The organism is Stappia indica, assembly GCF_020177335.1.
GTDB classification, from domain to species: domain Bacteria; phylum Pseudomonadota; class Alphaproteobacteria; order Rhizobiales; family Stappiaceae; genus Stappia; species Stappia indica_B.
In genome coordinates, this window is sequence record NZ_JAIVMG010000015.1 from 1 (window position 1) to 14,517 (window position 14,517).

General features: G+C 67.1%; 17 protein-coding genes. 8 read left to right on the forward strand and 9 right to left on the reverse strand.

The window, feature by feature from the left end; all coding sequences use genetic code 11:
- Together mtgA and LC062_RS17820 are read right to left on the reverse strand one after the other, a co-directional pair.
- A partial coding sequence (mtgA, locus tag LC062_RS17815) for a monofunctional biosynthetic peptidoglycan transglycosylase (protein WP_224912374.1) occupies window positions 1-653 on the reverse strand: 653 nt, incomplete at its 3' end.
- Window positions 650-1,576 carry a hydrogen peroxide-inducible genes activator gene (locus tag LC062_RS17820; protein ID WP_224912375.1) on the reverse strand — a complete coding sequence of 309 codons (927 nt, stop codon included), beginning with the start codon at window positions 1,574-1,576 and terminating at the stop codon, window positions 650-652. The genes LC062_RS17820 and mtgA, both read right to left, overlap by 4 nt.
- Before the next feature lie 245 nt (window positions 1,577-1,821).
- Here LC062_RS17820 and LC062_RS17825 point away from each other — a divergent pair, with 245 nt between their 5' ends.
- From LC062_RS17825 to LC062_RS17840, 4 genes are all read left to right on the forward strand, one after another.
- Complete coding sequence (locus LC062_RS17825) at window positions 1,822-2,373, forward strand: peroxiredoxin (RefSeq protein ID WP_224912376.1); 552 nt, start codon at window positions 1,822-1,824, stop codon at window positions 2,371-2,373.
- Window positions 2,374-2,464: 91 nt separating this feature from the next.
- Complete coding sequence (locus LC062_RS17830; RefSeq protein WP_224912377.1) at window positions 2,465-2,989, forward strand: carboxymuconolactone decarboxylase family protein; 525 nt, start codon at window positions 2,465-2,467, stop codon at window positions 2,987-2,989.
- Window positions 2,990-3,123: 134 nt separating this feature from the next.
- Window positions 3,124-4,029, forward strand: coding sequence for a polyprenyl synthetase family protein (locus tag LC062_RS17835; protein ID WP_404829745.1), 906 nt, complete (start codon window positions 3,124-3,126; stop codon window positions 4,027-4,029).
- Between the two features lie 48 nt (window positions 4,030-4,077).
- Window positions 4,078-4,749 (forward strand): helix-turn-helix domain-containing protein, encoded by a 672-nt coding sequence (locus LC062_RS17840; RefSeq protein ID WP_224912378.1) that lies wholly within the window; start codon window positions 4,078-4,080, stop codon window positions 4,747-4,749.
- Here the strand turns inward: LC062_RS17840 and LC062_RS17845 are convergent.
- Window positions 4,698-5,096, reverse strand: coding sequence for a VOC family protein (locus LC062_RS17845; RefSeq protein ID WP_224912379.1), 399 nt, complete (start codon window positions 5,094-5,096; stop codon window positions 4,698-4,700). The two genes, LC062_RS17840 and LC062_RS17845, sit on opposite strands and share 52 nt — an antisense overlap.
- 144 nt (window positions 5,097-5,240) lie before the next feature.
- On the opposite strand from LC062_RS17845, the gene LC062_RS17850 reads away from it, so the two are divergent.
- Entirely contained in the window at window positions 5,241-5,759 is a 519-nt protein-coding gene (locus tag LC062_RS17850) for a hypothetical protein (protein ID WP_224912380.1), read from the forward strand.
- A gap of 26 nt (window positions 5,760-5,785) precedes the next feature.
- On the opposite strand, the gene LC062_RS17855 is transcribed toward LC062_RS17850, so the two are convergent.
- The 4 genes from LC062_RS17855 to gloB form a co-directional block, all read right to left on the reverse strand.
- On the reverse strand, window positions 5,786-6,469 hold the full coding sequence (locus LC062_RS17855) for a 4Fe-4S dicluster domain-containing protein (protein ID WP_224912381.1): 684 nt from the start codon (window positions 6,467-6,469) through the stop codon (window positions 5,786-5,788).
- An 11-nt stretch (window positions 6,470-6,480) separates the two neighbouring features.
- Window positions 6,481-7,701, reverse strand: a complete 1,221-nt coding sequence (locus tag LC062_RS17860; protein ID WP_224912382.1) for an argininosuccinate synthase — start codon at window positions 7,699-7,701, stop codon at window positions 6,481-6,483.
- 121 nt (window positions 7,702-7,822) lie between these two features.
- The gene (locus LC062_RS17865) at window positions 7,823-8,266 is read right to left on the reverse strand and encodes a cupin domain-containing protein (RefSeq protein ID WP_224912478.1); all 444 of its coding nucleotides are present in this window, start codon (window positions 8,264-8,266) and stop codon (window positions 7,823-7,825) included.
- Between the two features lie 26 nt (window positions 8,267-8,292).
- Complete coding sequence (gene gloB, locus LC062_RS17870) at window positions 8,293-9,093, reverse strand: hydroxyacylglutathione hydrolase (protein ID WP_224912383.1); 801 nt, start codon at window positions 9,091-9,093, stop codon at window positions 8,293-8,295.
- 184 nt (window positions 9,094-9,277) lie between these two features.
- On the opposite strand from gloB, the gene LC062_RS17875 reads away from it, so the two are divergent.
- A complete protein-coding gene (locus LC062_RS17875; protein WP_224912384.1) occupies window positions 9,278-10,051 on the forward strand; it encodes a class I SAM-dependent methyltransferase in 774 nt (257 codons plus the stop codon).
- Window positions 10,052-10,080: 29 nt separating this feature from the next.
- Here LC062_RS17875 and metW read toward each other — a convergent pair whose 3' ends face one another.
- Complete coding sequence (gene metW / locus LC062_RS17880; protein WP_224912385.1) at window positions 10,081-10,710, reverse strand: methionine biosynthesis protein MetW; 630 nt, start codon at window positions 10,708-10,710, stop codon at window positions 10,081-10,083.
- On the reverse strand, window positions 10,707-11,831 hold the full coding sequence (gene metX / locus LC062_RS17885) for a homoserine O-acetyltransferase MetX (RefSeq protein ID WP_404829747.1): 1,125 nt from the start codon (window positions 11,829-11,831) through the stop codon (window positions 10,707-10,709). Before metX ends, metW begins: the two co-directional genes overlap by 4 nt.
- 370 nt (window positions 11,832-12,201) lie before the next feature.
- On the opposite strand from metX, the gene hisC reads away from it, so the two are divergent.
- Window positions 12,202-13,305, forward strand: a complete 1,104-nt coding sequence (hisC, locus tag LC062_RS17890; protein ID WP_224912387.1) for a histidinol-phosphate transaminase — start codon at window positions 12,202-12,204, stop codon at window positions 13,303-13,305.
- A 107-nt stretch (window positions 13,306-13,412) separates the two neighbouring features.
- On the forward strand, window positions 13,413-14,357 hold the full coding sequence (locus tag LC062_RS17895) for a prephenate/arogenate dehydrogenase family protein (RefSeq protein ID WP_224912388.1): 945 nt from the start codon (window positions 13,413-13,415) through the stop codon (window positions 14,355-14,357).
- Window positions 14,358-14,517: the final 160 nt, after the last annotated feature.

Sequence of the window (14,517 nt, forward strand, 5' to 3'; positions counted from 1 at the left end):
TTGCGCGCACGCGGATTGGGCAGGGCGGTGGCCAACCGCGCCGCCTCGGTCCGGGTCAGCGCCGCCGCCGGCTTGCCGAACCAGGCCGAGGCCGCCGCCTCGGCGCCGAACACCCCCTCGCCCCATTCGGCAATGTTGAGATAGATCTCCAGGATCCGCCGCTTCGTCAGCATCGCATCGAGCATCACCGCCAGCGGCACCTCCAGCGCCTTGCGCACGTAGCTGCGGTCGCTCCACAGAAACAGGTTCTTGGCCACCTGCATGGTCAAGGTGGAGGCGCCGCGCACCTTCTCCCCCTCGCCAAGGGCGCCGATCTGGGTTTCCAGCGCCTGCCAGTCGACGCCGCCATGTTCGCAAAACCGGGCATCTTCCGAAGCCACCACCGAGCGGATCAGATGCGGTGAGATCTGCGACAGCGGCACATAGCTGCGGTCGACCCACAGGCCGCGCGCATAGCGCTCCAGCATCAAGGTGCTGACCGGCGGCACCAAGGCGTAGACCAGCGTCAGCGCCGGCGGCAGCAGCACCAGCACCAGGAACGCCCGCAGAAGCCAGCGGCGCAGCCAGTGCCGCTGGCGGCGCTCGTCGCCCCCCTTGCCCGTCCTGTCGGCCTGCCTCTTGTCCGCCGAGGCATCGCGCCGCCGTCCGCTCACGCCCCCTCCCCCCGCGTTCGGCGCCCGCGCTCGCTCAAGTAACCGCGCAAGGCACCCGCCAGCGCCTCAGCATCCGCCGCATGGCCGGACCGGCGGCGCCACACCAATCCCAGCTCGCGCGTGGCCTGCGGCGCCTCAAGCGGGGTCAGCACCAGTCCGGTGCCCCGGGTCACCCCCGCATCCGCCGCAATGCGGGGCAGCAGGGTGATGCCCAGCCCATTGTCGACCATCTGCACCAGTGTCGTCATCGAGGAGGCCTGGATCTCATCCGATTCGGGCGGCGCGGCGCCATCAAACGCACGCAGCACATGTTCGCGCAGGCAGTGCCCATCCTCAAGCAGCAGCAGCGGCTCGCCGCGCAGCTTGTGAAGGGAGACGCAGCCCCCCGCCGCAAAGGCATGATCGCCCGGAACCGCCAGCAACAGCGGATCCTCGCCGATCATTTCCATTTCCAGACCTTGCGTATCATAGGGAAAGGCAATCAGCAGCACATCCAGCCGCCCCTCGCGCAGGGCCTCCATCAGCGCGCCGGTGAGCCCCTCACGCAGATGCAGCCGCAGGTCGGGGTAGCGCGCGCGCAAGCCCGGCAACACCTGAGGCAACAGATAGGGGGCAATCGAGGGGATCACGCCAAGACGCAGCCGGCCGCTGAGCGGCTGCCGCGCCGTGCGCACCGCCCCGGCCAGATCCTCCGCATCGCGCAGGATGCCGCTCACCCGGTCAAGGATTGTCTGGCCGGCATCGGTCAGCGCGATGCTGCGCCCGGAACGGTCGACCAGTTCGGCACCAAGACAGGTCTCGAACTGACGAATCCCCGCCGACAGGGTGGACTGGGTGACATGGCAGACCCGCGCCGCGCGCACGAAGGACCGGGTCTCCGCCAGGGCGACGAAATATTGCATCTGACGAAGCGTCGGAAGCATGGCCGGAGGGCCTCCCCGTCTTTCCTGCCAAGCCCTTACGAGCCTGATGGCTTTTCGCGTTTCGCTCACGCTGGGTCACCGCACGATATCGATAATTTCGATAGAGCGGATCGCTTTTATCGGTTTGACCGAACGGCAAATCTTTGCATAACCGGTCCTGCCGCCACACACAATGCTGTGGTGCCACCTTCACCCGTCGTGCCGAGCGCCCAGCGCCGCACGGCAAGCCCCTTGAGGAGACACACATGATCGGCATCGGCGACAAGCTCCCCGAATTCGAGGTCGTTGGCGTAAAGCCCGGCTTCAACCACCACGAAGAGAACGGCGAGAGCGCCTTCGAGGCGATCACCGAGGAAAGCTTCCCGGACAAGTGGAAGGTGATCTTCTTCTACCCGAAGGACTTTACCTTCGTCTGCCCGACCGAGATCGCCGAGTTCGCCCGTCTCGCCGGTGAGTTCGAGGACCGCGACTGCGTCGTCCTCGGCGGCTCGACCGACAACGAGTTCTGCAAGCTGGCCTGGCGCCGCGATCATCCGGATCTCGACAAGCTGCCGATCTGGTCGTTCGCCGACACCAACGGCACCCTGGTCGACGGTCTCGGCGTGCGCTCGCCCGATGGCGTCGCCTACCGCTACACGTTCATCGTCGACAACGAGAACACCATCCAGCACATCTACGCGACCAACCTCAACGTCGGCCGCAACCCCAAGGACACGCTCCGGGTCCTCGATGCGCTGCAGACCGACGAGCTGTGCCCGTGCAACCGCGAAGTCGGTGGCGACACGCTCGCGGCCTGAGGCACCAGCCCAGTTGCTTTTCGAAGGCCGGGGTCCCGCCCCGGCCTTCGGTTTGTCCAGATGAAGCCCACCGAGTTGAGAGCGGCCTGCCATGTCGATCGAGAACCTGAAGAATGCCCTGCCGGATTTCGCCAAGGACACGCGCCTGAACCTGTCCTCGCTGGCCAGCGACGAGACCTTCACCGCACAGCAGAAGTATGGCCTCCTGGTCGCCTGCGCCATTGCCAGCCGCAATGACACCGTGCGCGCCGAACTGATCGAGGAAGCCGCTCCGCATCTTTCCGCCGAAGCGCTCAGCGCCGCCAAGGCCGCGGCGGTGATCATGGCCCAGAACAACGTCTACTACCGCTTTGTCCACCTGGCTTCGAACGCCCAGTACAAGACCATGCCGGCCAAGCTGCGCATGAACGTCATCGGCAAGCCCGGGGTCGACAAGCTCGATTTCGAACTGTGGTCGCTGGCGGTCTCGGCCATCAACGGCTGCGGCATGTGCATCGATGCCCATGAGGACATCCTGCGCAAGGGCGGGCTCGGTGCCGATCAGGTGCAGGCCGCTATTCGCTACGCCGCGATCATCCAGTCGGCCGCCGTCGCCCTCGAAGCCGGCGCTGCCTGAGCAGCCCGCAAAGACCGGCGCTTGACCCGCGGCGCGTTTCGCGACACTGAGACCTGCGAGGGACGCCCACCGGCGCCCTTCCCTGTTCCCCAGATGCCGGCCCCCGACGCCGGTCCCTGCCGGAGACGCCTCGCGTGACACTCGACATCGCCGCCCACCTCACCTGGGACGCCGACCGGATCGCCGCCGCACTGGACGACGCGCTCAACGCCGCCCCTCTCGATGGCGAGATCGCCCGCCCGGAGCGCCTGATGGCGGCCATGCGCCATGCCGGCCTTGGCGGCGGCAAGCGCCTGAGGCCGGTGCTCTTGATCGCCGCCGCCCGGCTGTTCGGCCGGGACGATGCCGGCATCGTGACGGCCGGTGCCGCGCTGGAATGCATCCATTGCTATTCCCTCGTCCACGACGACCTGCCGGCGATGGACGACGACGACATGCGCCGCGGCCAGCCGACGGTGCACAAGGCCTATGACGAGGCAACCGCGATCCTGGCCGGCGATGCGCTGCTCACCCTCGCCTTCGACCTGATCGCCGCCCCTGCGGTCCATGCCGACGCGGAGATCCGCCTTGCCGCCTCGCGCGAGCTGGCGCGGGCCGCCGGTCTCGGCGGCATGGCCGGCGGTCAGATGCTCGATCTTGCCTCGCAGCACGCTCCGCGCGGGGAAACCGAGATCCGCGAACTTCAGGCGATGAAGACGGGCGCGCTGATTCGCTACGCCGCGCGCACCGGCGCCCGGCTGGCCGGCGCCGGCCCGGACGACATCGAGCGTCTGACCCGCTTCGGCGAGATCATCGGCCTTGCCTTCCAGCTTGCCGACGATCTGCTGGATGTGGAGGGCGATGCCAGTGCGCTCGGCAAGGCCGCGGGCAAGGATGCCGCCGCCGGCAAGGCGACGCTGGTGGCGCTCAAGGGCGCCGACTGGACCCGGGCCGAACTGACACGCCTCGTCGAGGCCGCGACCACGGAACTCCAGCCCTATGGCGCACAAGCCGAGCCGCTGCTGGCGCTGGCCCGTTTCGTCGCCATCCGCGACCGCTGAGCGCCCCTCCATGTCTCCCCGCTCTCCCCTGAAGGTCGAGGACGCGGTATGACGACACTGCTGGAACGTTGGAGCCACACGGCAACCGCTCCCTCGCGCGAACTGATCCTGCCTGACGGTTGCCGCGACCTGATCCTGGTCGCCGCGCCGGAACAACGCCCGGACTGCTTTGTCTCCGAGCTGCAGGCGGCGCCGCGCGTGACGGAGATTGCCGCCGGCGCCCGCATGACCGGCTTTCGGCTGCAGCCGGGTACGGTGATCGACACCGCGCCGCTGCTTGCCCGGGTTGCCGCCGGCGGCTGCGATCCGGAGGACGCCTCTGCGCTACTGGGCGAACACACTGCTCGCCCCCCAATGATTGCCGAGGCCATCCACAGCCTGGAAACGGAAACCGCCTCGGTGGCAAGGGCGGCACGGCGCATCGGTCTTGGCCTGCGCAGCCTGCAGCGGCTGTTTCGCGATCACGAGCTGCCACCGCCGGGCTTCTGGCTGCAACTGGCCCGCGCCCGGCGGGCGGCGGCGGCACTCGCCCCGCATGTGCCGCTGTCGGATCTGGCCGCCGAGGCCGGCTACGCCGATCAGGCGCACATGACCCGCGCCTTCCGCCGCTGGTTCGCCATATCGCCGGCGCGGCTGCAACACGATGCCCGCAGCCGCCACCTGTTGCGTCAGTCCGGGCTTGCCGTCCCGCTCACCGGCGAACAGATCTCGATCAGATAGCCGTCGGGATCCGTCACATAGGCGGTGGTCTGCCCCCAGGCTTCCTCGCGCACCTCCTGCACCACCGTCGCCCCGGCCTCGCGTGCCCGCTCAAGCGCCGCCGCGACGTCATCTGTCTCAAACGCGATTTCGAAGGTCGGCCGCTGCGGATCCGGGACAAGCGGCGATTTGCCCAGGGAAGTCATCAGCGCGCGCGAGGAAAAGGCCAGCTTGGTCTCGCCCGTGACCAGCTCGCCATAGTCCTTGCTTTCATGCAGAAAGCCGGTCTCCAGCCCGAAGGCGCGGTTGAAGAAGGCCAGCGTTGCCGCCACATCCTCGACGTAGAAAATCGTGTATCTCAGCTTCATCTGCGAACTCCTCTGTGTCCCCCCTGATAACTACGGGGCCAGCGGGCGTCTTGAACAATCGCGACACGTGTAAAAAGCGACAGCTTGCCCGCGCGCCGGTTTGACGGGAAACTTGCAATCCCTCTCGTCCAGCCGGAGCCGGTCATGGAATTCGAGAAGACCCGATACTTTCGCCTTGCGGTCAGTCTTGTCGTCGTCCTTGTCGGCGGCACCTTCATCGGTCTTGCCGTCTACAATCACCAGATGCAGGCAGAAAAGACCTATATGACGATCACCGGCGGCGGGTTCATCTACAACTACCGGCACGCCGATATCCACTACGGCATCACCGCCGCCGTGCAGCGACCAACGCCCACGGGCCTGCGCCTGATCGCCCGCTTTGAAAACCCCACTGGCGGACAGCCGATCACCCTGCAGCACGCGATCACCGCCCGCGCCACCCGCTACAGCTTTGAAACCCCGCCGGTTCAGGGCGTGAAGGAAGGGCACCCCTACAAGGTCACCCTGACGTTGGAGGAAAACGCCAGCGGCAAGGTGATCGAGACCCACGAACGGCACCTGGTGAGCGATGTCGACCCCGGCCTGGTGCCCGACAGCCCGCTGACCATCGGCCCGGGCTACCACCGCAACCCGGAGCGCGAGCGCCCGACTTCCGTCAATTGACGACGTCGGGTCGAACACTCCTGCGACTAGCTGAAAAACGCCCGCATGTGAAACGTCCCTTGCGCCGGGTCCTGGGCATAAGCACGCCCGAAGGGGCAGGCCCTGCGGGCGAGGCACCCGCTGCGGCAGGGCGCGTCTCGTCGCGCTTCAAGATGAGACCGGCAGCGCGGCACGTCATAGCCCGCCTCCAGCGACAGCGCCCCGGCCGGGCAGGCGGCAACGCACGGGGTATCCGCACAGGTTTCGCAAGGCCCCGATGTGCCATTCGCCTCGAACCGGCCAAACCGCTCGTCCGACAGCAAGGCCGCGCGCAAGCCCGCCCAGGGGCCGAACACCGCGTGAGATAAGACTCCCATCGGCGAGCGGGAAAAGCCGCCCACACGCAGCGCCCAGCGCTGGAACGGGTGATAGGGCGGGCCATCGAAGGGAAAGAGCGGCACAAGGCCAAAATCGCCGGCAATCGCGCCGAGCAGGCGGCGGGTGTAGCGGTCGAGCGGATCGGGCGCGCCATCGGCGGCTTCAGGCGCTGCGCCAAAGGCGCGAAAGAGATCCGGGCCAACGCTGCCGATGAGGAGCAGGGTCCGCGTGTCCGGTCCGCCGGGGCAGACCGGCGGCACCGCGTCGCCGGGCTCGGGGTGAAACCCGCCGAGCCCGAGAAAGCCGGCACGGGCGAGGGCCTTGGAAAGCCGGGTCGCCCGTGCCATGTCCATGGGCCTTCGCCTCAGTCCAGCTTGTTGCGCTTGGCGAGGGTACGCAGGCGCAGGGCGTTGAGGCGGATGAAGCCCGCCGCGTCCTTCTGGTCATAGGCGCCGTGGTCATCCTCGAAGGTGACCAGCTCTTCCGAATAGAGCGAATAGGGCGACTGGCGGCCGACGGTGATGATGTTGCCCTTGTAGAGCTTCAGCCGCACCTCGCCGGTGACCTTCTCCTGGCTCTTGTCGATCGCCGCCTGCAGCATCTCCCGCTCCGGCGAGAACCAGAAGCCATTGTAGATCAGCTCCGCGTAACGCGGCATCAGCTCATCCTTGAGATGGGCGGCGCCACGGTCGAGGGTGATGGATTCCATGCCGCGATGGGCCGCCAGCAGGATGGTGCCGCCGGGGGTCTCGTAGACGCCGCGCGACTTCATGCCGACGAAGCGGTTTTCCACCAGGTCGATGCGGCCGATGCCATTGTCGCGGCCCAGATCGTTGAGCCTGGCGAACAGGGTCGCCGGCGACAGGCGCTCGCCGTTGATCGAGACGGCGTCGCCGCGCTCGAAGCCGATGGTGATCTCGGTGGCGACATCGGGCGCGTCCATCGGCGAGACGGTGCGCTGGTGCACATATTCCGGCGCCTCTTCCCACGGATCCTCCAGCACCTTCCCTTCGGATGAGGAATGCAGCATGTTGGCGTCGACCGAGAAGGGCGCCTCGCCATGCTTGTCCTTCGGCACCGGGATCTGGTGCTGCTGGGCGAACTCGATCAGGTCGGTGCGCGACTTGAAGGTCCAGTCGCGCCAGGGCGCGATCACCTTGATATCGGGATCGAGCGCATAGGCGGACAGCTCGAACCGCACCTGGTCGTTGCCCTTGCCGGTGGCGCCATGGGCAATGGCGTCGGCGCCGGTCTCGTGGGCGATCTCGATCAGGCGCTTGGAAATCAGCGGCCGGGCAATCGAGGTGCCGAGCAGGTAAATGCCCTCATAGACGGCATTGGCGCGGAACATCGGGAAGACGAAGTCGCGGATGAACTCCTCGCGCAGGTCATCGATGTAGATTTCCTTGATGCCGAGCATCTCCGCCTTGCGGCGCGCCGGCTCCAGTTCCTCGCCCTGGCCGAGGTCGGCGGTGAAGGTCACCACCTCGCAGCCGTATTCGGTCTGCAGCCATTTGAGGATGATCGAAGTGTCGAGACCGCCCGAATAGGCGAGCACCACCTTCTTGATGTCGTTCTTTGCCATAGTCATTGCCGTCCGATCGCGAGTGGCCCGACCGGGCGCGACGACGCGCCCGGAAAGTCGCGCGCACTGTAGCGGCGCACACGCTCAAAGCAAGACGGGAAAGCACCGATCGCGGCGCCGGTCAGCCGCGCGGGCGCGGCCGCCAGCCCTTCGGCGCCATTTCGAAGCCGGCAAACTCGAACCCCGGCGCCACCGTGCAGCCGACCAGCGTCCAGCGGCCAAGGCTTTCCGCCGTCTGCCAGGCATTGCGCGGCACGATCCCTTGCGGCCGCTGGTGGGTGGCAAGATCCAGGCCCAGATGCATCGCGCTGACGTCATGGCCGTTTGGCGAAATGGTCAGCGCCAACGGCCCGCCCGCGTGCCAGTGCCAGATTTCCACCGCATCGACCCGGTGCCAGGCCGACACCTCGCCCGCCTCCAGCAGGTAGTAGATCGCCGTCGACAGGGCGCGCCCTCGCGCATCCGTTGTCGGATCGCGGAAGGTTTCGCGGTAATGCCCGCCCTCCGGATGCGGGGCGAGATCGAGCAGGCGGATGATGTCGCGCGCGGTGAGCGAGGGATCCATCATCTGACCGGACACCATCGGATCGCTCATCGGAAGCTGTCCTTGCGCCGGCGGATCTCGGCGAACACCTCCGCCGGATCGGCGCCACTCATGCCAAGATGCCGCTGGATCGCCGGGTCCCGGGCGCGCAGGAACGGATTGGTCGCCAGTTCCTCCGCCATGGTCGTCGGCAGGGTCGGCTTGCCGGCGGCGCGCAGCGCCTCGATCTGGCGAACCCGCTCCGCCAGCGCCGCGTTGTCCGGATCGATGGTCAGGGCAAACCGGGCATTGGCAAGGGTGTATTCATGACCGCAGTAGATCTGCGTCTCCAGCGGCAGCATGCGCGCCAGCCGGTCGAGCGAGGTCCACATCATCTCCATGTCGCCCTCGAACACCCGGCCGCAGCCGAGCGCGAACAGGGTATCGCCGGTGTGGGCAAAGCCGGCATCCGGCGCCCACCAGGAAATCTGGTCAAGCGTATGCCCCGGGGTGCCGATGGCCTGGAACGCAAGGCCGCCGACGGTGAGCTTCGCCCCGCCCTCGACCCAGTCGTCGAGCCCCTCGATGCGGTCGCGTGACAACGCCGGACCGATGGCCCGCGCGCCGGTCTGCCGCTTCAGCTCCTCCAGCCCCTGCACATGGTCCCAATGGTGATGGGTGATAAGAATATCGGTCAGCGTCCAGCCGGTCTCAGCGAGCGCCGCCACATAGGGCCCCTGATCGGGCACGTCGAAGGCGATGGTCGCCCCCGTTTCCGGCACATGCACCAGCACCCCGAAATTGTCCTCAAGACAACCGAACTGCCTGATTTCCACTACTGCGCCGGTGCCTGTCCCGTCTGCGCTCATTCGCTCAACTCCCCTTGCAAGACGACCCGCCAGGCCGCGCCTCGTGCTTTGCGCTCACAGTGCCCCGGCACGGCCACCGGAACAAGAGGCGAGGCCGCGCCGCAATCACCGCTGTTGCATCGGCGGGCGCGGGAGGGTTCAATCACCCGCCGCGTTTTCCTCGCACCGTCATCACAAGGCCTCCATGTATCTCGACGTTGCCCATCAGCGCACCTTCTACGATCTGCCGCTTGGCCGCATGCTGCGGGTGCTGGTCGGCGCGCGGATCCGCACTTTCTGGCCAACTCTGACCGGACGGCGGCTGATCGGCATCGGCTACACCGGCCCCTATATGCGCCCCTATCTCGATGAGGCGGAACGCTGCATCGCCGCCATGCCGGCGGCGCAAGGGGTGGTCGCCTGGCCGCGCGGCGGGCGCAATTCGGCGACCCTGGTCGATGAAACCGACCTGCCGTTTCCCGACAGCATCTTCGACAATGCCCTGTTGGTGCATGGCATCGACCATTGCGGCGACCCGGATGCCCTCCTGCGCGAGGTCTGGCGGGTGCTCACCCCCGGCGGCCGGCTGATCGTCGTCGTCCCCAACCGGCGCGGGCTCTGGGCGCGCTCGGAAATCTCGCCCTTCGGCTATGGCCGTCCGTTCTCGCGGGGTCAGATCGAGCAACTCCTGAAGACCTGCCAGTTCCGCACCACCGGCAGCGACGAGGCGCTGTGCCTGCCGCCGACCCGCTCGCGGCTTTTGCTGCGCAGCGCCCGTGCCTGGGAACAGGTGGGCCGGCGCCTGTGGCCGGCCTTCGCCGGCCTGTTGATCATCGAAGCGGAAAAGCAGCTGTTCCGCGGCGTGCCCGTGGGGAAAAAACGCCTCGTGCACGCCCTTCGGCCGGTGTTCATCCCCGATGGCGCCGCCCCGGGGATGCACGGCTCGGCGCATCGCCGCGACCCGGCGCCCAAAAGCTGAAGCGATCCATCAGCCCCTGTGGGCCGCCGCTAGCGTCTCAGCAGGAACACCGCCTGTTCGCCGATCAGGTTCCAGACCCACCACGGCGCGGTAAACGGCACCGGCTCACCGCGGGCATTGAGCGCCATCGCCTTTTCCATCCGCGCATCCACCTCCCGGCACAGCGAGACGAAATCGCGGATGGTGCAGAAATGGATGTTCGGCGTGTCGTACCAGGAATACGGCAGATGCTCGGTGACCGGCATGCTGCCGGTGAACAGCAGTTGCAGCCGATTGCGCCAGACCCCGAAATTCGGGAAGGACACGATCACGTGCTCGCCGATGCGCAACAGCTGCTCCAGCACCTTGCGCGGTGCACGGGTCGCCTGCAGGGTCTGGCTCAGGATGACGAAATCGAACGCATCGTCCGGATAATCCTCCAGATCGCGATCCGCATCGCCCTGCACCACAGACAGCCCGCGGGCGACACAGGCGTTCACCCCGGCCTGCGACAGCTCCATGCCGCGCCCGTCGACCTGCTTCTCGCGCATCAGCAGATCGAGCAGGGCGCCATCGCCACAACCGATATCGAGCACCCGCGCGCCGGGGGTGACCAGCCCGGCGACCAGCCGATGATCGCCGCGGCTTGCCCCTGTCTCGGGTGTCTGCACCCCGCTCATGCGCCCGCTCCCGGCGGCGTGATGCCGCGCGCGTTGGCCGCCCCGGTCAGGAAGCCCCGCACCGTGCGGAACATTTCCGGCTCATCGAGCAGAAAGGCGTCGTGGCCCCGGTCGCTTTCCACCTCGACGAAGGACACGTTTGCCGCCGAGGCGTTGAGCGCGCGCACCACCACCTTGCTTTCCTCGGTCGGAAACAGCCAGTCGGAGGTGAAGGACATGATGCAGAACCGGGTCGGGGAGTGCAGGAAGGCGCGGGCGAGCGAGCCGTCATAGTCGGCGGCCAGATCGAAATAATCCATCGCCCGCGTCACATAGAGATAGGAGTTCGGATCGAACCGGTCGACGAAGGTCATGCCCTGGTGTCGCAGGTAGCTTTCGATCTGGAAATCGGCGTCGAAACCGAAGGTCACCGTCTCCCGATCCTGCAGATTGCGCCCGAACTTCCTGTGCAACGCCGGATCGGAGAGATAGGTGATATGCGCGGCCATCCGCGCCACCGCCAGCCCCTTGGACGGGCGCACGCCGCGTTCGAAATAGCGCCCGCCGCACCAGTTCGGATCCGCCATCACCGCCTGGCGGCCAACCTCGTGGAAGGCGATGTTCTGCGAGGAATGGCGCGCGGCGGTGGCAATCGGAATGGCGGCAAAGACCCGTTCCGGATAGCTCGCCGCCCATTGCAGCACCTGCATGCCCCCCATCGAGCCGCCGACGACGGCGAACAGCGTCTCGATGCCGAGATGATCGAGCAGCACGGCCTGGGCATTGACCATGTCCCGGATCGTCACCAGCGGCAGGTCGAGCCCCCAACGCTGGCCGGTGGCCGGGTTGGTCGAGGCCGGCCCGGTGGTGCCGAGGCAGCCGCCGAGCACATTGGCGCAGATGACGAAATAATGGTCCGTGTCGACCGGCCGGCCGGGGCCGACCAGCATCGACCACCAGCCCGGCTTGCCGGTATAGGGGTTGGCCGAGGCGACATACTGGTCGCCGGTCAGCGCGTGGCACACCAGCACCGCGTTGCTGCGGTCGGCATTCAGCGTGCCGTAGGTCTCATAGGCAATCTGCCAGGGGCCGAGCTTCGGCCCGCTGTCCAGCGTCAGCGCCGCATCGGCGCCGAACCGCATTACCTTGCTGGACGGGTGATCCGCCCGGTTCGCGGCATCCGCGCTCACCCCAGCCTCCGTGGTCGTCTGTGCCGTCCCATCCAGCGCCTCGGAACGCCCATTGTTTCCAGACATCTGGCGTTATCCCATGCAGGTATGACGGCCTGTCTCCAGCCGGACCCGTCGTCCGGTCCGGCGCGCGCGATCTGCTCGCGCGCAGGGCCCGACAGGTAGGAGGCAACCTCGCCAAGGTCAATGTTTTCTTTTGCTTTCGCAAGCCTGTCTGCCTATGACTGAACGCCCCCGTCCCGGGCATGTTCCGAGCAGGAAACCATTCGGATACCGGACGCGGGCACTCGCGACCCACTCCTTGCGCTGGACGACGAAGACAATGCAGCCTCAATCGACCCACCCGCAGCCCCGGCCCGGCATCCTCGACATCGCCCCTTACGTTCCCGGCAAGACGATGGCGACCGGCGGTGCCAAGCTGCACAAGCTCTCATCCAACGAGAGCCCGCTCGGTGCCAGCCCGAAGGCGCTTGCCGCCTATCGCGAGGCCGGGGTCGATCTGGAGCGCTACCCCGATGGCAGCTCCGCCCTGTTGCGCGCGGCCATCGCCGAGGTGCATGGGCTCAACGCCGACCGGATCATCTGCGGCAACGGCTCGGACGAGATCCTGGAGCTGGTGGCCCGCTGCTACATCGGCCCGGGCGACGAGGCGATCTACAGCGAATACGGTTTCCTGGTCTACAAGATCGCCATTCTGGCCGCCGGCGGCACGCCGGTCGTGGCGCCGGAGCGCAATCTGACCACCGATGTCGACGCGATCCTGGAGCGGGTCACCGAGCGTACCAAGGTGGTGTTCCTCGCCAATCCGAACAATCCGACCGGCACCTATCTGCCGTTCGACGAGGTCAAGCGGCTGCAGGCGGGCCTGCCGCCGCATGTGCTCCTGGTGCTCGATGCCGCCTATGCCGAATATGTCCGGCGCAACGACTACGAGGCCGGCGTCGAACTGGCGGCGACCGCGCCGAATGTCATCATGACCCGGACCTTTTCCAAGATCCACGGCCTGGCGGCCCTGCGCCTTGGCTGGGGATACGGCCCGGCCCATGTGATCGACGCGCTCAACCGGGTGCGCGGCCCGTTCAACATCAACACCGCCGCCCAGGCCGCCGGCATTGCCTCGATCCGCGACGCCAGTTTCCTCGACCTGGCCATCGCCCATAACGAGAAATGGCGCGGCTGGGTCACCGAGGAGATTACCGCGCTCGGGCTCACGGTGACGCCGAGTGTCGGCAATTTCGTGCTGATCCACTTCCCGGACACGTCCGGAAAGACGGCGGCAGAGGCCGACAGCTATCTCAGCGCGCGCGGCTGCGTGCTGCGCGCGGTCGGCGCTTATGGCCTGCCCGGCGCGCTGCGCATGTCGATCGGCGACGAGGAAGCCAACCGGGCAACCGTCGCCATCCTGAAGGAGTATCTCTCGGCCTAGGCCGATCTTCGCGGCCCGGGCGGGACGCGCCCGTCCGGCGCCTCCCGTCCGGCCTTCCTCCCCTTCGGGTGCGCTGGTCCGGCGGCCCGAACAGCCAAGTCCAATCCATGTCAGACCCGCATTTCAATCGCATCGCCCTGATCGGCATCGGCCTGATCGGCTCCTCGCTGGCTCACGTCATCCGCCAGCGGAAGCTCGCCGACGAGATCATCGTCTCCACCCGCTCCACGCACACCCTGCGCCGGGCAGAGGAACTGGGCCTTGGCGATCGATATTATCTGGATGCGGGAGAGGCGGTTGCCGGTGCGGATCTTGTCATCATCTGCGTGCCGGTCGGCGCCAGCGAGGCGGTGGCAAAATGGATCGCCCCGGCGCTGAAGCCGGGCGCAATCCTCACCGATGTCGGCTCCACCAAGGGATCGGTGATCAGCCAAATCGCCCCGCACGTGCCCGAAGGCGTGCATTTCATCGCCGGACACCCGATTGCCGGCACGGAGGAATCCGGTCCGGACGCGGGCTTCGCCGACCTGTTCGACGACCGCTGGTGCATCCTGACGCCGACCCCGGACAGCGACCGGGACGCGCTTGCCCGGCTCTCGGCCTTCTGGCAGGCCTGCGGCTCGATGGTCGACACCATGGATCCCGAACATCACGACCTGGTTCTGGCGATCGTGTCGCATCTGCCGCATATCATCGCCTACAACATCGTCGGAACGGCGGATGACCTTGAAACGGTGACCAAGTCGGAAGTGATCAAATATTCCGCTTCGGGCTTTCGCGACTTCACCCGGCTCGCCGCCTCCGACCCGACCATGTGGCGCGACGTCTGCCTGCACAACAAGGAGGCGATCCTGGAGATGCTGGCACGGTTCTCCGAGGACCTTTCGGCGCTTCAGCGGGCGGTTCGCTGGGGCGACGGCGAGGCGCTGTTCAACCTGTTCACCCGCACCCGGAGCATCCGCCGCTCCATTGTCGAGGCCGGCCAGGACACGGATATCCCGAACTTCGGCCGAAACGCGTCGACGCAAAAACCGGACACACCCGCCTCATAGGCGGGTCGGACCGCCGACAAACCGCGCCCCCTTCTTCGTCATCCCGGGCAAGCGTCAGCGCGACCCGGGATCAGGGAGCCGAAAGGCAAGCGTTTTCAATCGGCTGAACCCTCGAGGCCGTGCCTCGCCGATCCCGGATCTCCGCTTTGCTGCGTCCGGG